16 protein-coding genes are annotated in these 17236 nt (G+C 68.1%); 9 read left to right on the forward strand and 7 right to left on the reverse strand.

Translation table 11 applies throughout. The annotated features are described in order from the left end of the window. Positions 1-32 precede the first annotated feature (32 nt). Positions 33-785: an MBL fold metallo-hydrolase gene (locus H4W26_RS10620; RefSeq protein WP_192592211.1), complete on the forward strand. Its 753-nt coding sequence runs from the start codon at positions 33-35 to the stop codon at positions 783-785. Between the two features lie 91 nt (positions 786-876). Here the strand turns inward: H4W26_RS10620 and H4W26_RS10625 are convergent, their stop codons facing one another. Next, positions 877-1842: a phosphatase PAP2 family protein gene (locus tag H4W26_RS10625; protein ID WP_192592212.1), complete on the reverse strand. Its 966-nt coding sequence runs from the start codon at positions 1840-1842 to the stop codon at positions 877-879. 43 nt (positions 1843-1885) lie between these two features. On the opposite strand from H4W26_RS10625, the gene H4W26_RS10630 reads away from it, so the two are divergent. Beyond that, on the forward strand, positions 1886-2992 hold the full coding sequence (locus H4W26_RS10630) for an o-succinylbenzoate synthase (protein ID WP_192592213.1): 1107 nt from the start codon (positions 1886-1888) through the stop codon (positions 2990-2992). Between the two features lie 9 nt (positions 2993-3001). Further along, on the forward strand, positions 3002-4981 hold the full coding sequence (gene menD / locus H4W26_RS10635) for a 2-succinyl-5-enolpyruvyl-6-hydroxy-3-cyclohexene-1-carboxylic-acid synthase (protein ID WP_192592214.1): 1980 nt from the start codon (positions 3002-3004) through the stop codon (positions 4979-4981). Between the two features lie 71 nt (positions 4982-5052). On the opposite strand, the gene H4W26_RS10640 is transcribed toward menD, so the two are convergent. Continuing rightward, positions 5053-6483, reverse strand: a complete 1431-nt coding sequence (locus H4W26_RS10640) for an isochorismate synthase (protein ID WP_225940001.1) — start codon at positions 6481-6483, stop codon at positions 5053-5055. A gap of 60 nt (positions 6484-6543) precedes the next feature. Between H4W26_RS10640 and H4W26_RS10645 the strand changes: the two genes are divergently transcribed. Beyond that, positions 6544-7272, forward strand: a complete 729-nt coding sequence (locus H4W26_RS10645) for a demethylmenaquinone methyltransferase (protein ID WP_318779863.1) — start codon at positions 6544-6546, stop codon at positions 7270-7272. A gap of 21 nt (positions 7273-7293) precedes the next feature. Next, entirely contained in the window at positions 7294-8346 is a 1053-nt protein-coding gene (locus tag H4W26_RS10650; RefSeq protein WP_192592217.1) for a polyprenyl synthetase family protein, read from the forward strand. Positions 8347-8417: 71 nt separating this feature from the next. Here the strand turns inward: H4W26_RS10650 and H4W26_RS10655 are convergent, their stop codons facing one another. Together H4W26_RS10655 and H4W26_RS10660 are read right to left on the reverse strand one after the other, a co-directional pair. Next, complete coding sequence (locus H4W26_RS10655; RefSeq protein WP_192592218.1) at positions 8418-8927, reverse strand: HIT family protein; 510 nt, start codon at positions 8925-8927, stop codon at positions 8418-8420. Further along, positions 8924-9370: a hypothetical protein gene (locus H4W26_RS10660; RefSeq protein ID WP_192592219.1), complete on the reverse strand. Its 447-nt coding sequence runs from the start codon at positions 9368-9370 to the stop codon at positions 8924-8926. Before H4W26_RS10660 ends, H4W26_RS10655 begins: the two co-directional genes overlap by 4 nt. Before the next feature lie 99 nt (positions 9371-9469). On the opposite strand from H4W26_RS10660, the gene H4W26_RS10665 reads away from it, so the two are divergent. Continuing rightward, the gene (locus H4W26_RS10665; protein WP_192592220.1) at positions 9470-10909 is read left to right on the forward strand and encodes an FAD-dependent oxidoreductase; all 1440 of its coding nucleotides are present in this window, start codon (positions 9470-9472) and stop codon (positions 10907-10909) included. 75 nt (positions 10910-10984) lie between these two features. On the opposite strand, the gene H4W26_RS10670 is transcribed toward H4W26_RS10665, so the two are convergent. Beyond that, entirely contained in the window at positions 10985-11866 is an 882-nt protein-coding gene (locus H4W26_RS10670; protein ID WP_192592221.1) for a M48 family metalloprotease, read from the reverse strand. A 260-nt stretch (positions 11867-12126) separates the two neighbouring features. On the opposite strand from H4W26_RS10670, the gene H4W26_RS10675 reads away from it, so the two are divergent. Both H4W26_RS10675 and H4W26_RS10680 read left to right on the forward strand, forming a co-directional pair. Beyond that, on the forward strand, positions 12127-13362 hold the full coding sequence (locus H4W26_RS10675) for a Na/Pi symporter (protein ID WP_192592222.1): 1236 nt from the start codon (positions 12127-12129) through the stop codon (positions 13360-13362). A 176-nt stretch (positions 13363-13538) separates the two neighbouring features. After that, positions 13539-13835 (forward strand): hypothetical protein, encoded by a 297-nt coding sequence (locus H4W26_RS10680; RefSeq protein ID WP_192592223.1) that lies wholly within the window; start codon positions 13539-13541, stop codon positions 13833-13835. 70 nt (positions 13836-13905) lie between these two features. Here H4W26_RS10680 and H4W26_RS10685 read toward each other — a convergent pair whose 3' ends face one another. Further along, the gene (locus tag H4W26_RS10685) at positions 13906-14394 is read right to left on the reverse strand and encodes a YajQ family cyclic di-GMP-binding protein (RefSeq protein ID WP_192592224.1); all 489 of its coding nucleotides are present in this window, start codon (positions 14392-14394) and stop codon (positions 13906-13908) included. Positions 14395-14512: 118 nt separating this feature from the next. On the opposite strand from H4W26_RS10685, the gene H4W26_RS10690 reads away from it, so the two are divergent. Further along, a complete protein-coding gene (locus H4W26_RS10690; protein ID WP_192592225.1) occupies positions 14513-15730 on the forward strand; it encodes a cobalamin-independent methionine synthase II family protein in 1218 nt (405 codons plus the stop codon). A gap of 14 nt (positions 15731-15744) precedes the next feature. On the opposite strand, the gene H4W26_RS10695 is transcribed toward H4W26_RS10690, so the two are convergent. Beyond that, a complete protein-coding gene (locus H4W26_RS10695; RefSeq protein ID WP_192592226.1) occupies positions 15745-17112 on the reverse strand; it encodes an aminotransferase class I/II-fold pyridoxal phosphate-dependent enzyme in 1368 nt (455 codons plus the stop codon). Between the last annotated feature and the right edge of the window lie 124 nt (positions 17113-17236).

Here is a 17236-nt window from a genome sequence, read left to right on the forward strand (position 1 = left end):
AGGAAACTCCGGTTTCACAGAAGGTGATCACCATGGCTCACGTCCCTGACCCCGTCCGTTTCCAGCGCCTCGAAGAGCACGCCTGGCTCGCCGCACCGGGGGCTGACTCTGGACTGAACGTGGGACTCGTCCTCGGCGAGGACCTTGCGGTGCTCATCGATCCGGGACCGTCCGACGGCGACCACGCCGCCCTGCTCGCTGGTGTCCGTGAGCTCAGCTCGGCCGAGATCCTCGTGGTGAACACCCACGGGCACCCTGATCATGTGGGGGCCAACGACTTCCTGCGGGCCCAGGGCGTGCAGCAGATCTGGGCCCATGAGCACGCAGGGGTCGAGTCAGCCACCGATCTGGTCTCCAGCACACCGGTGACGCTGGAGCTGGGCGGCGGAGTCGCCGTCGTCCTGGCGCACCTCGGGCGTGGACACACCTCCGGGGACCTGGTGGCAGGGGTCCGTTCGGGAGAGGCCCCGGGGATCATGTTCTGCGGGGACCTGGTCCGGGAGGGTCGTGACCCCGAGTTTCATGACTCCTACCCCGAGGAATGGGTTCGTACGCTGGGCCGACTGTGGTCTATGGCGGGGAACTACAGCAGGTTCATCCCGGGTCACGGGCGTGAGGTCGATGCTGATTTCCTGGCGTCCATGCGTCGGCGCATGCAGCAGGGCTGCAATGTCTCCGCGCAGGCGATCAGGGATGCGGTCAATGATGCGACCAAGGCCATCCCGATCATCCCCTACGGCCCCGGGGAGTCCCGCGAGCTGATCACTCGGCTGCGCGGCCGGTGATCTGCCCGGGCGGGTGACCTGCCCGGCCGGTGACCTGCCCGGGCCAGGCCTGGCCCGGGGGAGACCTGGCCCGGGGGAGACCTGCGCCGGTTCAGACCCGGTAGAGCTCGTTGAACTGCGGCGGAATCGGGTAGTGCACGGTCTCTCCCCGCGGGGAGGGCACCGGGGCGCCGCGCTGCCGCCGTCCGGTCTCTGCGCCGAAGAGGTTGATGCCCGCACCGGCCATCAGGAAGCCGGGCCCGATCGAGACGAGCAGCCCGGCGAACCAGTGCCAGAGGCTCGGTTCGTCTCCAGCCAGCGCGATCCCGCTCCATCCTCCGGAGAAGAGGAAGCACAGCACCGCCACCACGGTGAGCGTCACGCCGAAGAACCAGGCGAGACCTGCCAGGGGTGCGGTCTCCGGCTCGTAGTCGGCCACCACTGTGTTCCACTCCGGTCCGGTGCGCATGATCAGCCAGCCGCCGACCATCGCCCAGCCCGCCACCACCAGGTAGGCGGCGATCACATCGGACGGTCGGTGCCAGGTCTCGGTGAAGGTGTAGGCCCCGACGAGGCCCGCGTAGAAGGCGGCGAGCACGGCGATGAAGGGTCGGCGGCGCGGGGAGCTGACCAGGAAGACCGCCACCGCCATGGAGGCTGCCAGCGTGGTGTGTCCGGAGGGCAGCGAGTTCCCTGTCCAGTAGGGCACGCCGTTGCTCAGATCCGGACGGTCCAGCCAGGCCTTGAGCACCTGGGTGGTGAGGTTGGCGCCGAGCACAGCGCCCAGCGCGATCAGGGCCCCCAGGAAGCGCTGCCGGGTGAGCACGATCACCAGGAAGAACACCGCGGGCAGTGCGATGATCACCGGGCTCAACCACCAGAGGTCGAAACCTCGGGTCGAGAGCGAGTCCACGCGGTTGGCCGCGGCGTCGAGCATCGCGTACTCGACCCACTGGCCCGAATCTGAGCGGACGAAGTATTCGTAGACCGCGATGAAGATCGCGCAGCAGAGCAGGATACCGAGGATCCACAGACCGGTGCGACGGGCCGGGGGACGCAGAGCGCTGGCAGCTGACATGTGCCCAAGTATCGCAGGTCCGCCTCTGCCTAGACTGAATGACATGGATCCTCACAGCGAAGCGCCGCAGCCGGGTTCCCGCGGCTGGCAGTACCCGGATCTCGAGGAGGTGCTGGACCGCGCCCATGTGGTCTCGCTGCCGCTGCGCACCAGGTTTCGTGGACAGATCCACCGTGAGGCGCTGCTGGTGGAGGGCCCTCAAGGGTGGGGAGAGTTCTCGCCCTTCCCCGAGTACGGGGCGGCAGAGTCGGCACACTGGCTGCGCGCCGCGCTCGAAGCCGGGTGGCACGGCTGGGGAACACCGCTGCGCACCTCCATCCCGGTCAACGCGACCATGCCCGCGGTCGGCCCGGACCAGGTGGAGTCGGTGCTACGCCGCTTCGGAGCGGTGGAGTCCATCCCTGCGGTGAAGGTCAAGGTGGCCGAGCCGGGGCAGGATCTTGCCGAGGACGTCGCGAGGCTGCGTGAGGTTCGACGGCTGGTGCCACGGGCCGGGCTGCGTGTCGATGCCAATGGGGGGTGGAGCATCGCCGAGGCGGTGCCTTCGCTGGCGGCGCTGGCCGAGGCGGCGGGTGGGAACTTCGAGTACGCCGAACAGCCGGTGGCCGGAGTGGATCCGCTGGCGGAGCTGCGCGAGGCGCTGGCGGCGGCGGGGGTCAGCTCCGACGGGGGACCGCTGCGCATCGCCGCCGATGAGGCGGTGCGCAAGGCAGAGGATCCGCTGCGCGTGGCGCGCCTGGGCGCGGCCGACCTGATCGTGGTCAAGGTCCCTCCGCTGGGCGGAGTGGAGCGGGCACTGCGCATCGTGGAGCAGGCAGGGCTGGACGCCGTCGTCTCCTCGGCCCTGGACACTTCCGTGGGTCTGGCGGCAGGACTGGCGCTGGCGGCCCGCCTGCCGGAGCTGCCCTACGCCTGCGGGCTCGGCACAGCCGCTCTGTTCGCCGAGGACGTGCTCGATGCCCCGCTGATCCCGGTGGCGGGTGCGCTGAGCGTGCCCGGCGCCGTCGTCCCGTCTGCGCAGCTGCTGCACCGACACCGGATCATGGGAGACCGTGCCGACTGGTGGTTCGCTCGGCTGCGTGCGGCCTACGGCGAACTGACCCGTGCTTCGGGGCCGGGTGCGGAATCGGCGTCGTCGGACAGCTTCTAGGATTGGGCCATGACGACAAGCCGGCGACCGTTTCGTGAATTCGACGACTCCCACGACGTCGAATCCCTGCGGCTTGCCCGGCGGGTGATCCGTGGACTGACCATGAGCATGCGGCATATCGTGCTGGCTCCCGGGTCCCGGTCGGCGCCGATGGCCTACGCCCTGCGCGAGGCGGAGGAGCTTGGCGCGATCACCGTGCACGTGCGCATCGACGAACGCTCCGCCGCGTTCACTGCGCTGGGGATCGCGCTGGCGACCAAGCGCCCCGCCGGGGTGGTCACCACCTCGGGCACGGCCGCGGGCAATCTGCTGCCGGCGATGATGGAAGCTGATCTCTCCGGGGTCCCCCTCGTGGCGATCACCGCTGACCGGCCCGAGGAGCTGCATGGCACCGGAGCGAACCAGACGGCCTGGCAGCAGGGCATGTTCGCCGGGCGGGTCCGCGATGAGATTCACCTGGAACAGGGGGAGGCGCGGTTGGAGCCCGAGTCGCGCGACGACATGCTCGCCGCCGAGACGCAGGTCGGGCTGCTGCTGCGCGTCGCCACCGGGTCCTCCCCGGGCCCGGTGCACCTGAACATCGGCTTCCGCGACCCGCTGGTGCCCGCCGAACCGGGAGCCAAGCACCAGCAGGGTGCTCAGCGCTGGGCGCGCACCCCCTTCGTCCCCCGCCGTGTCTCGGGGTCCGGTTCCGCGGAGCAGCTGCGCGCGGAGATCATCGGAGGCGAGATCCTCGGCGCGCGAACGGTGAATCTGCCGGCCGCCGGTGCGGGGGAACGCGCTGCCCAGATCCGGACCCAGGGCGAACCCGAGACGCAGGCGCCATCACAGCCCCCCGCCACGGACGCAGCAGAGTCCGCCCCGCAGCTGGAACCCCGGCGCACGGTCTTCGTGATGGGCGCCGAGGCGCCGGCTGAGGCCCGGGAGCTGGCGCGCCGACTGGGCCACCCGCTGCTCGCCGAGCCCAGCAGCGATGCCCGGTGGAGCGACCTCGGTGCCATCCAGGGCTACCGGCTGATCCTGCAGGCCCCCGAGGGATCCCCGGCGAGCGAGCTGGCGGGCAGCATCGAGCGCGTCGTCGTGGCGGGGCGCCCCACGCTGACCCGGCCGGTCCAGCAGCTGATCAACCGAGCAGACGTCGAGGCGGTGCAGTACGCCCCCGGCGGCGAGGCCTGGTTCGACCACCGGCTCGCCCGCCGTCGTCTGGTCGATCTGCCCTCCACCGCGCTCTTCGCTGGAGTCGCGCCTGCCGGCTGGCAGGACGCCTGGACGGAGCGGGGCCTGGCGGCGCAGCGCCTCATCGACGCCGCGCTCACCGAACAGGAGACCCTGGCCCAGGGTGAGCTGTCCTCGGTGCGGGTGGCGCAGTTCGTGGCCGAGACGGTCAAGACCCCGCTGCTGCTGGGATCCTCCTCGGTGATCCGGGACGTGGACCTCGCGGCCGTGCTCAATCGCAGCGTGCTGGAGTCCGAGCCGGGTCAACGGACCCGAGCTGCCGACGACGGCGGACGCCGGGTCTACGCGATGCGGGGCCTGGCCGGCATCGATGGCAACCTCTCGGCGGCCTCCGGGATCGCACTGGCACGGAACACCCGCGTCACCGCGCTGGTGGGTGATCTGACCTTCCTGCATGACGTCAACGCCCTGCTCGTCCCGGCCACCGAGCGGGAGCCGGACCTGGACATCGTGGTGGTCAACGATTCCGGCGGGGCGATCTTCGACCAGCTCGAGCATGGCGCGGTCGGGCGCCGCGAAGGTCAGGCCGAGACGGTGGAGCGCTTCTTCGGCACACCGCAGACCGTGGACATCGAGGCGCTCGCGGATGCCTACGGCCACGAGTATCACTTCGCGGATGACCTGGAGACCCTCGGCGAGGGGCTCTCCGGGCTCGAGGACCGGATCGGGATCCGGATCATCGAAGTGCGCACCGACCGCACGATCCTGCGCGACTTCCACGCCCGGCTGCGCGCCGCCGCCGAGGACCTCTGACCCCACCCCACCCCACCCCGCGTTTTACCCCGCCTTCCGAGGATTACCCGCCTGACGGTCGGCGGGGTAGATCACGTGAGGGGAGGTAAAACGCCGAGGGCGCCGAGCATCGGGCGCATCTTCGCCCAGGTCTCGGCCAGCTCCTCCTCGGGCACCGATCCCGCCACGATCCCGCAGCCGGCGTAGAGCCTGACCTGCGTGCCCTGCTCCTGGATGATCCCGCCGCGCAGCGCGATGCCGAAGTCGGCATTGCCCTGCGCATCGATCCAGCCCACCGGTCCGGAGAACGCTCCGCGATCAAGGCCCTCGAGGGTGCTGATCAGCTCCGCGGCGGTGGCCGTGGGAGTTCCGCAGATCGCGGCGGTGGGATGCGCACGCTCCGCCACCAGCAGCGCCGGGGTCTCGGCGGTCAGCCGCCCGGTGACGTCGGTGGAGAGGTGGAAGACATTGGGCAGCTCGAGCACCGCGGGCGGATCCTGCGCGTGGAGCTGATGAGCCACCGGGGCCAGCTGATCCAACAGCGACTGGGCCGCCAGGCGGTGCTCGTCGCGCTGCTTCGGGTCTTCCAGCAGCAGCGTGCGTGCGCGTTGGAGTCCCGCACGCCCGTCCACGGTCCCGGCGAGCACCCGGGCGGAGAGATCCTGTCCACGGATCTTGACCAGCATCTCCGGGGTCGCGCCGAGCACGTCACCTGCCAGGTAGGTCCAGCAGTCGGCGTAGTCGGCGGCGAGGGAGGCCAGCAGCGGCCCGGTGGGCAGCGGCGCATCGGCGGCGACGACGACGTCGCGGGCCAGCACCAGCTTCTCCAGCCGGCGGTGCTCGATCGCGTCCACGCCGGCGCGCACGGCGCGCAGGTAGTGCTGCTCGGAGTGTGAGCCCTGGATCAGCGAGGTGGCGGGACGCGAAGAGTCCTCTGCGGTGCGACCGTCCCGCTTGCCGGCCGCGGGCTGCCCGGGGCCGATCAGACTGAGCCGTCCCGCGTTCAGCTGCAGCCCGTGTTTGGCCAGCAGCGCGTCGAGCCGCCGGGGACTCAGCACCTGCGCCGCGCCGTCGTCGGTCTGAGCGACCGGCTCGTCGGTCTCCTCCAAGTCTTCGTCCCAGGCGGGAACGCGGAGGACTGCCGTGATCCACGCCTTGCCCTCGGCTGAGCCGAGGATCAGCTCGGGCAGGATCAGATGCGAATCGGCCGCCGAAGCGGAGGAATAGGTGATGGAGGTCAGCGCCACGGGGCCGGCTCCCGGGATTCCGACCAGGCTGGCCGGCAGTGTGGAGGTCTCGGCCAGCGGGGCCAGATGCTGGGCATGCCACTGCGCGAGCTCGGCGAAGCGCTCGGCACCGCGGGCTCGGATGTGGGCAGCGGCTCCCAGGCCGATGAGCCCCTCACCGCGCAGCAGCCAGACGGCGCTGGGCTCCAGCGCGGGCAGCAGATCCGCGAGCGAGCTGCCTCCGGGAAGATCCACCACCAGCGTGGTGGCGTCGAGGGAACCGGGAAGCGCTGTCATGGCTGGACAAGTCTAGGACATGGCGGCGGCAGCGATGCCCGCGTGTGGGAGAATGCCAAGGTGAATCGCCCCAGCACCGGAAGCCGCGCAAGCCTCGCGAAGAACCCCCAGGACGTCGCCTCGATGTTCGACGAGGTCGCGGATCGCTATGACCTCACGAATGACGTGCTCTCGCTGGGACAGACGAAGCGCTGGCGCAAGCAGCTCGTCGCCGCGCTCGCCGTCGCCCCAGGTGAACGGGTCCTGGACCTGGCAGCCGGAACTGGAAGCTCCACCGAGCCGTTCCATGACGCGGGCGCCGATGCAGTGGCCTGCGACTTCTCCTCAGGCATGCTCCAGGTGGGCAAGCGACGCCGCCCGGATATGACCTTCATCGCCGGGGACGCGATGAATCTGCCCTTCGCCGATGACAGCTTCGACGCCGTCACGATCTCCTTCGGACTGCGTAACATCGTGGACCCGCTGGCCGGTCTGCGCGAGATGCTCCGCGTCACGGCACCCGGGGGTCGGCTCGCCGTCATGGAGTTCTCGGACCCCACGAACAAGCTCTTCAACACGGTCTACAACGAGTACCTGATGCGCGCGCTGCCGCCCGCGGCCCGCGCGGTCTCCTCGAATCCAGAGGCCTACGTGTACCTGGCAGAGTCCATCCGCGCCTGGCCCGATCAGGATCACCTGGCCGCTGAGATCGCCGCCGCCGGATACGCGGAGGTGCGTTACCGCAACCTCACCGGCGGCATCGTCGCGATCCACCACGCCATCAAGCCCAGCGCCCGCCCCGCATCCTGAACCTGGATAGGCTAGACACCGATGACTGAATCAGCCGCTGATCCCCTGACCACGAAGCTGCCTGCCGGCTTCGATGTGCTGGCCGAGGACCTGGCGCTCGCCAACGAGGTCTCGGAGGCGCTGTCACAGGTCGAAGCTGACCTCCTCGGCTCGCTGGCCAGCGCCGACGAGCTGGTCAACGCCTCTGCGCGCTATCTCGCCCAGGCCGGCGGCAAGCGAGTGCGGCCGCTGCTGACCGTGCTGACCTCCATGATCGGCGACGGCGTGGATGATCGTGTCCGCCGAGCCGCCGCCGTGATGGAGATGACGCACCTGGCCACGCTCTACCACGACGATGTGATGGATTCCGCTCCGGTGCGCCGGGGGGCGCCCGCCGCGCATCAGGTGTGGGGAAACTCGGTGGCGATCCTCACCGGAGATCTGATCCTCGCACGCGCGTCCCGGCTGATGTCCGAGCTCGGCGTGGAGGCCTCGAAGATCCAGGCGCAGACCTTTGAACGCCTCGTCATGGGCCAGCTTCACGAGACCGTGGGTCCGCAGGAGGGTGAGGATGCCTACGCCCACTACCTGCGCGTCATCGGGGACAAGACCGGCTCCCTGGTTGCCGCCGCCTCGCGGCTCGGCGCCCATTTCGGTGGCTGCTCCGAGGAGACCATCGCGATGCTCGAGGAGTACGGGGAGGCTGTGGGCGTGGCCTTCCAGCTCGCCGATGACGTCATCGACCTCACCGCGGATCCGGAGTCCTCGGGCAAGACCCCCGGCACCGATCTGCGTGAGGGAGTCTCGACACTGCCGGTGCTCATGCTGCGTCAGCACGCGCAGTCGGCCGAGTCCGCACAGGACCCGCAGGAGGCGGCACGGGTGCTGGACCTGATCGACGGCGACCTCAGCTCAGATGCGGCGCTGGCCGAGGCAGTGGCCGCCGTCGTCGCTCATCCGGTGACCGAGGAGTCCTGGCAGGTGGCGCACAGCTGGGCCGAGAAGGCCAAGGGAGCAATCGCCGAGCTCCCGCAGAGCACCGTGAAGTCGGCACTGCTGGCCTTCGCTGACGCGGTGGTCGAGCGCGAGGGCTGACCAGCGCCTGGCCTAGCGAGACTCCGCCCAGCGAGGCTCCGCGGAGCAAGACTGCAACCGGCGCGGCCGCGCTAGTTCTTGGCAGCGAGGATCCGAGTCAGCGCGGCGCGGAGCTCCTGCGCCTTCTCGGCGCGGATCGCCACCGGCACCGGATGCCGAATCTGCCGGTAGAGCATGTCATCGGAGTACCGCGGGAAGACATGCAGATGGTAGTGCCAGACGTGCTGGTTCCCGGCCGGCTCGTTGTGCTGCCGCACCGAGGTTCCCTCGGGGTTCCAGGCAAGCTTCATCGCCTTGGATACGTCGCGAGACATGATGGCGATCTTGGAGAGCAGCTCGTCCTCGAGGTCATAGAGCGCCTCGCGGTGCTGCACCGGGCTGATCATCGCGTGGCCCTCATGCGGACCGAAGCCGTCACAGGCCATGAACACCATCAGGTCTGCATCCTGATGAACCAGGTCCGTCAGCTCGCAGCGGTTCGACGGCTGGTCCACCTCGCCCCTGGCCAGCCCGCAGAACGGGCAGGAATAGCCCTCGGGAGCGTGGGAGGGCCACAGCTGCCGCAGATCCGAGACGCTCATGGTGTCTCCTCCTCGAAGGAGAACTCCAACAGATCGAAGATGAACTCGCTGACGGTGGCACCCTCGTCATTCCACATTCCGGAGTTGCTGCTGCGCCGCACGATGAGTGGATCGGGCACATCGAGGGTGTCCACATCGACACCCCAGACCCAGCGCTCCTCCTCATCTTCGAGGAACAGCAGGTGCCCGTCCTCGACGGTCAGCTCATCCGGGTCGAAGAAGAAGTGGTAGGCCTCCATGATCTCCTCGCAGCGGCCCAGCGCGAGGTAGAACTCCTCGAGCACCTGAGGAAGCCGTGGACGTGCCTTCAGCTCATCCGGAAGCTCAGAATCGGCGATGAGCTCACGCAGCTCCGCTTCGGTGTAACCCTCTTCAGGGGTCCACTTCTCGTCGAGGTATTCGGGCACCAGGGCGCGGAACTTCTCCAGGAACATATCGGCCATGGCCTCAGTCTAGAAGACCGGGAACATCCCCGCGGGCCGCGGGCGTTCACCCCAATACGGCATACTGTGCTGAGTTAATCGATCGATAGGAACCTATCCGTGTCCCAGAATTCCTCGCAGCGGCCAGCAGACCGGGCCATCCGAGTCGCCGTCGTCGGCGCCGGCCCCGCAGGTGTCTATGCCTCCGACATCCTGGCGAAGGCGCAGAAGAAGAGCGACTTCGAGTTCAGCATCGACCTCTACGACCGCTACCCGGCGCCCTTCGGCCTCATCCGCTACGGCGTGGCCCCTGACCACCCGCGGATCAAGGGCATCGTCAAGGCCCTGCACAAGGTCCTCGACCGCGGTGACATCCGGCTCATCGGCAACGTGAACATCGGTGAGGACCTGAGCATCGAGGACCTGCGGCGACACTATGACGCCGTGATCTTCGCCACCGGCGCCATCAAGGACGCGGAGCTCAACATCCCCGGGATCGAGCTCGAGGGCAGCTTCGGCGCAGCCGACTTCGTCTCCTGGTATGACGGCCACCCGGACTACCCGCGCGACTGGCCGCTGACCGCGGAGAAGGTCGCCGTCATCGGCAACGGCAACGTGGCCCTGGACGTCGCTCGGGTGCTCTCCAAGCACGCCGAGGACATGCTGACCACCGAGATTCCGGAGAACGTCTACGCCGGACTGAAGTCCTCCCCGGTCAGCGATGTGCATATCTTCGGCCGCCGAGGGCCCGCTCAGGTGAAGTTCACCCCGCTGGAGCTGCGCGAACTCTCGCACAGCAAGGACGTGGACATCATCCTCTACGAGGAGGACTTCGACTTCGACGAGGGTTCCGACGAGGCGATCAAGACGAACAACCAGGTCAAGACCATGGTCAACACGCTGGGAAACTGGCTGGTGGAGCAGGAGGACCGGGAGACCGCAGCCTCGCGGAAGCTGCACCTGCACTTCCTGCAGCAGCCCGTGGAGATCCTGGAGGGCACCGACGAGTCCGGCCAGGGCACCGGAGCCGTGGCGGGCGTGCGCTTCGAGCGCATGGAGCTCGACGGCACCGGAAACGTCCGGGGCACCGGCGAGTTCCAGGACTACGATGTGCAGGCCGTCTATCGGGCCGTGGGCTACCTCGGCTCCGAGATCGCCGGGCTGCCCTTCGACTCCCGACGCGGCGTGCTCGTCAACGAGGCCGGACGGGTCATCGACGACGCCGGCGAGCACGTGCCGGGCATCTACGCCACCGGATGGATCAAGCGCGGGCCCGTGGGTCTGATCGGACACACCAAGGGTGACGCGCTGGAGACCATCGGCTGCCTGCTCGAGGACCTGCACCACCTTCCGGTGGCCGAGGTTCCGGAGGAGGACGCCGTCATCGAGCTGCTCGAGTCCCGCAGCGTGGAGTACACCACCTGGGGCGGGTGGCAGAAGCTCGACGCCCATGAGATGTCCCTGGGCGAGTCCTACGGTCCGCTGCCTGACGGCGGCGCCAGGGAGCGGGTCAAGGTCGTCGAACGCGAGGACATGATCCGGATCTCACGCGAGAGCTGAGACTGCTGGGCCCACTGAGCACAGAGGAATGCCCCCTGACCAACAGGTCAGGGGGCATTCTCATGCAGCCGTGCCTCAGTCCTGCTCGTAGCCTGCCATCGACTCCAGCCGGGCGATCCGCTCGGGCATCGGCGGGTGGGTGCTGAAGAGCTTTTTCGCCTTGCCGCCGAAGGGGTTGGCGATCATCATGTGCGCGTGCGCGTCGTGCTTGGGGCTCTCTTCGAGCGGGTAGCGGGAGATGCCGCGTTCCAGCTTGTCCAGTGCAGAGGCCAGCGCCAGCGGGTCTCCGGTGAGCGCGGCGCCGTCGGCGTCCGCGTCGTACTCACGGGTCCGGCTGACCGCCATCTGGATCAGGCTGGCGGCGATCGGCATGAGGAACACCGCGACGATCGCACCGACCAGCGCGAGGGGATTTCCGCCCTGGTTGTTACCCCGGCCGCCGCCGAAGAGCAGGAAGAACTGGCTGATCGTGGTGAGGAACCCGGCAACCGCGGCAGCCACGGAAGAGATCAGGATGTCGCGGTTGTAGACATGCATCAGCTCATGGCCGGTGACCCCGCGCAGCTCACGCTCGGTGAGCAGGTTCAGGATCCCCTCGGTGAAGCAGACGACGCCGTTGGCCGGGTTCCTCCCGGTGGCGAAGGCGTTGGGGTTCGGCGAGGGTGCGATGAAGATCCGCGGGGCGGGCTGCTGCGCGCGCTGCGCGAGGTCCTCCACCATCTGGTAGAGCTGAGGGGCCTGCTCCCGGGTCACCGGATAGGCCTTCATCGCCCGCAGCGCGATCTTGTCCGAGTTCCAGTAGGAGTAGGCCACCGAGACCAGCCCGATGAGGCCGAACACGAAGATCAGTCCCGGAGTCTGGGTGGCGTAGGCGATCACCGCGCCGACCAGCAGGAGCATCGCGAAGAGGAATGCCAGCAGCCCCGCTGTGCGCAGTCGACCGTGATGCTGGTGCATGGACTCTCCTCAGAGGGGTGTTCAGGGTGGGAAATGGTCCGCTGTGACCAAGGACATCCTACTCGCGCCGGCTTTGGACGGATCGTTCACCTGCAGTTCACCTTCTCGTGTGACTCTCGTTCTGCAAGCGGTGCACAGTGTTCTACGGCCCTTCATCCGGCGGTGATACCCACCCAGTTCCGCCCGCGCAGCGCAAGAGAAGTGCCAAGCCGACTCACAGCAGGGCTGAACCAAGGCTCGTGTTCCGCAGAGGAGATTGCATGTCCGCACCGTCGATCGAGGCCCCGCAGCGGGTCGCCGGCCCCGCAGACGAGGCAGCCGCCACGCGACCCTTCAGCCCCTTCGAACGGTTCGGCCTCTCCGGGCGGATGCTCGACGTCGCCAACTGGCTCTCCGTGGCGGCCGCGGTCTACGTGCTGATCACCGCGGTCAGCGTCATCGGCACCGGATTCAGCCTGGCCACTGGGGATCAGGCCGAGACGCTGTTCGGCTTCGCGACGAACCCCGTCGTGGGTCTGATGATCGGCATCGTCGCCACCGCGCTGACCCAGTCCTCCTCCACCACCACCTCGGTGACCGTCGGCCTGGTCGCCGGCGGACTTCCGCTGGGCGTGGCCATCCCGATCATCCTCGGTGCCAACATCGGCACCACGCTGACCAACACCCTGGTCAGCCTCGGCATGGTTCGGGAGAAGGAGTCCTTCCGCCGCGGCTTCGCCGCCGCCACCGTGCATGACTTCTTCAATCTGATCGCGGTCGCGATCTTCCTTCCGCTGGAGATCATGTTCAGCCTGCTCGAGCGGATCTCCACCGCGATCGCCGGTATGGCCACAGGCTCCGACGGCGGCCCGGTCGCCGCAGTGCTCGGAGGCATCGGCTCCACGGTCAAGGGCGCCACCAAGCCGCTGGCGCACCTGATCGAGGACGCGCTGAGCTTCATCCCGGGCAGCCTGCAGGGCGTGGTCATGATCGTCGTCGCCGTCGGCCTGATCCTGCTGGTCATCAACTTCATCGGACGGCTGCTGAAGGTGCTGCTGGTGGGCAAGGCCCGTCAGGTGCTGCACGCCGCGATCGGTCGCGGCCCGGTGGCCGGCATCGGTTCCGGCGCCGCCGTGACGATCATGGTGCAGTCCTCCTCCACCTCCACCGCGCTGATCGTGCCGCTGGCCGGTTCGGGCGCCTTCACGCTCAAGCAGATCTACCCCTTCACGCTGGGCACCAACATCGGCACCACGGTCACCGCCCTGATCGCAGCCTTCGCCTTCGACGGCGCGGCGGGAGAGATCGCACTGACCGCGGCGCTCGCGCATCTGCTGTTCAACGTGCTGGCCACGCTCGTGATCTTCTGCACCCCGTGGCTGCGCGATCTGCCTCCACGCGGTGCGACCTGGCTGGCAGATCTGGCAGCAGAGAAGAAGGTCTACGCCTTCGGATGGGTGTTCGGCGTGTTCATCGTGATCCCGCTGGCGCTGATCGGTGTCAGCACCCTCTTCTGATCGCTTCCCCTCACCTCGCACACCCTCGATCAACCCCGCTGGTGGAGCTCTTCCGTGGAGACATCTCCGCAGGAGAACTCAGTCGGCGCGGTTTCTTGGTGGAGCCGGCCGCGCTACGGTGACACCTGGACGTCGGCCGGATGGCCGACGTCGCGCCGTCGACTTTGAGGAGCCCCATGAGCATTCCGACCCTGCTGGCCAGCGCTGACGCCAACCCGCTCCTGCCGAACGTCTGGGAGTCGCTGAGCTTCGGCCTGGGACTCGTCGTGCTGATCCCGGTGCTCATGCTTCTGCTGGGACTGTGGGCAGTGATCGCCGTCCTGCGTTCGCGGTCGATGTCGGTCACCACCAAGGCGGTTCTGCTGATCCTGGTCTTCATGGCTCCGTTCCTCGGCGCGATCCTGGCGCTGATCCTGTGCCACCAGGCCCGTCGCGAGAAGCACTCGCTGACATCAAGAACCCCCGCCTATTGAGTTCTCCGGCAGATGCGTGATGACCGGAGAACTCAACCAGCGGGGGTGAGGCGGGGAGGGTCGAGCAGCGTCAGCGCATGTTGACGAACTGCAGGTCGGCGTCCTCGAAGCCCTTGAGCATCGCGATGACCTCCTGGAGGTCATCGCGGGACTTAGAGGTCACCCGCAGCTCGTCGCCCTGAATCGTGGCTTTGACCGACTTCGGGCCTTCGTCGCGGATCTGCTTGGTGATCTTCTTCGCGGTCGCCTGGTCGATCCCCTCCTTGATGGTCCCCTCGATCCGGAACTCCTTGCCCGAGGCATAGGGTTCACCGGAGTCGAAGGACTTCAGCGAGATTCCGCGCTTGACCAGCTTGGAGCCGAAGACGTCCTCCACCGCTTTGGCGCGCTCCTCGGAGTTGGCCTTGATGAGCAGCTTCTCTCCGGAAAAGTCGATCTCCGCTCCGGTGCCCTTGAAGTCATAGCGCTGAGCGATCTCCTTCTGCGCCTGGTTCAACGCATTGGCGACCTCCTGCTTGTCCACTTTCGAGACGACGTCGAATGTCGAGTCCTTGGCCATGGGTGCCTCCCTGTCGGTGTCGATATCTGCCGATGAGTCTAATAGTCCTGTACAGCCGCCGCTCCTCTGCGGCTAGGATGAGGATTGAAGATATGAACAAAAAAGGCGGAAGGCAATCATGTCCGACAGCTCCATCCCGGTCACGCACGCAGGCTCGCTGCCCCGCACCGAGGAGCTCATCGCCGCCAATGCGGCGCGCGCGCTCGAACCTGACGGCTTCACGCTGCGCCGCACCCCGGAGTTCGAGACCCTGCTCTCCCAAGCGGTGGCGGACCTGGTCGCACGGCAGAGAAGCTACGGGGTGACCGTTCCCGGGGACGGGGAGTACGGGCACGCGATGACCTCTGCCGTGGACTACGGCGCCTGGTGGTCCTACGTCTTCCAGCGGGTCGGGGGACTCGAGCTGACCGGTGAAGACCTGTTCAGCTGGCCGCATGTGGAATCCAGCCCCGGGAACATCCAGCTGACGAACATGCTCCACCGGCGAGACTGGGTGCGGTTCAGGCAGGCCTACTCGGATCCACATTCCGGCATCGCCACCGGCAAGACCGCCACCGCGTTCCCCTCCACCACTGGCGAGCTCAGCTGGCGGGGCCAGGCCGCCGTGGACTCCGACATCGCAAACCTGCGGGCCGGACTCGACGCGGCAGGCGCGGAGACCGGATTCCTCACCTCGCTGTCGCCGGGCTCCGGTGCACGCATCCCCAATCGGCACTACGCGAGCGAGGAGGAGCACATCTGGGCCTGGGCAGAGGTGATGCGCCATGAGTATCAGGCGATCACCGATGCCGGGCTGATCGTGCAGATCGATGATCCCTCGGTGGCGGAGAACTGGGATCAGATCTCCCCGGAGCCATCCGTGGAGGACTACAGACGGTTCACCCAGATCCGCATCGAGGCGCTGAACTGGGCGCTGCGCGGCATCCCGGAGGAGCAGGTGCGGTTCCACCTGTGCTGGGGCTCCTGGCACGGCCCGCACACCACCGACATCGAGTTCCGACACATCGTGGACCTGATGCTCGGCGTCAACGCGAAGTACTACGCCTTCGAAGCAGCCAATGCGCGCCACGAGCACGAGTACCGCATCTGGGAGGATGTCGCGCTGCCTGAGGGCAAGGTGATCGCGCCCGGGATCGTCTCTCATGCCACGAATGTGGTGGAACACCCCGAGCTGGTCGCTCAGCGCATCGAACGCTTTGCCCGCCTGGTCGGTGCAGAGAACGTGATCGCCTCCACCGACTGCGGGCTGGGTGGCCGGCTGCATCCGCAGATCGCCCACGCGAAGCTCGAGACCCTGGGGCTCGGCGCCGCCCTGGCGGCTCAGCGCCTCTTCTGATCGCGCCCTGCGTCTCAGACGAAGGTGGAGTTCAGCCCCTCCTCAGTGGCCTGAAGGACCAGCTGCGCGAGACCCCGGAGCAGCTCTTCGTCCTCGGGCAGCTGAGCGATCGAGAGGCGCAGCAGCCCCGTGGGCTGTTCGGTGAGGTGCGATCCGCTGCCCACGTCGAGGATCACGCCCTGGGCGCTCAAGGTCAGCGCCGCTGCCTGCTCGTCGGGCACCTCCACCCAGATCGCCCAGCTGGCCGGTCCCGCGTGGACCGTGAGGCCAGCCTCGGTGAAGGCCTTCAGCGCCATCCGGCGCCGGGTGGCATACCGTGTCCGGGCGCTGCTGACCCGCCGGGCGGCCGCGGGGTCGCGGAGCAGGAACGCCAGCGTGTGCTGCAGGATCCTGCTGTTCGAGCTGACGCCGCCTGAACGCTGCGCGATAGCTCGGGAGATCAGCGGCTTCGGTCCGACGAGCACAGCGGTGCGCAGGTCCATGCCGTAGGCACGCTCGAAGCCGATGACCCGCAGTGTGCGTTCCGGAAGGTGTGCCTCCAGGGAGTGGTTGAAGGGCTCCCGCTCCGCGAGCGGGCCGAGCGGATCCTCCTCGATGACTATCGTCTCGGGGGAGGAGTCCAGGATCTGCTGAAGCTCCTGCGCGCGCTCGGCGTCGAGCACGTGCCGCGGTGAGAAGGCGCCGCCGGGGCTGTGGACGAAGGCTGTGGCGCCGGCGTCGACCGCTTCCTGGAGCGCCGCGGGCACCGGTCCGAGCGCGTCCACTGGCACTGCCATCATGTGCAGGCCCAGGCTGCGGGGTACGGAGAGGTAGCCGGGGGGTGCCGGCTCCTCCACCGCGATCAGGTCACCGGGGCGGGTGGCAGCTTTGGTCGCGAGCCAGAGCCCCTCCGTGGCGGAGGAGACAGTGGCGAGGCTCCGTGAGCGCGACTCGGCGGGCCATTGACCCAGCTTCTTCTCCACGGCCCGTTGGAGTTCGGGCAGGATGTGCTCCCGGCTCCAGCTGTGCAGATCAGATTGCTTCAGGCTGCGCTGCAGCCCCTCTTCCAGAGACGGCAGCAGTCGCAGGTCAGGGCTGCAGTGCAGCAGGTCCACGCCGGCCCAGCTGCGGAAGCTCTTGCCGCCTACCTCGCCGGGCTCCACGATTCGGGTCCCACCGCGTCGCCGCGTCTCGACCAGGTTGGACTCGCGCAGCAGACTCCACGCCTGAGCGATCGTGCCCACGCTGACCCCGAGTTCAGTGGCGAGGTCGCGCACGGTGGGAAGTCGCATGCCGGCAGAGAGTGTGCCGGAGCTGATGAGTTCACGGACCTGCTCGGCAATGCCGGCCGGGCCGCGCTCGCTCAGGTTCTCGGCAAGAGTTTCGGCCTCGATATCGGCCACGTTGCTCCTTGGAAGTCGGTGCAGGGGAGGGCGTGCCGCATCGCGGAGGATCAGAACGGGATCTTCGCTCGGGCACGAATATTGCGCCCCACGATACTCCTAGTCTGTGGATCAGGATTCGAGA

It is taken from the genome of Nesterenkonia halotolerans, from assembly GCF_014874065.1.
Classification (GTDB): Bacteria; Actinomycetota; Actinomycetes; order Actinomycetales; family Micrococcaceae; genus Nesterenkonia; species Nesterenkonia halotolerans.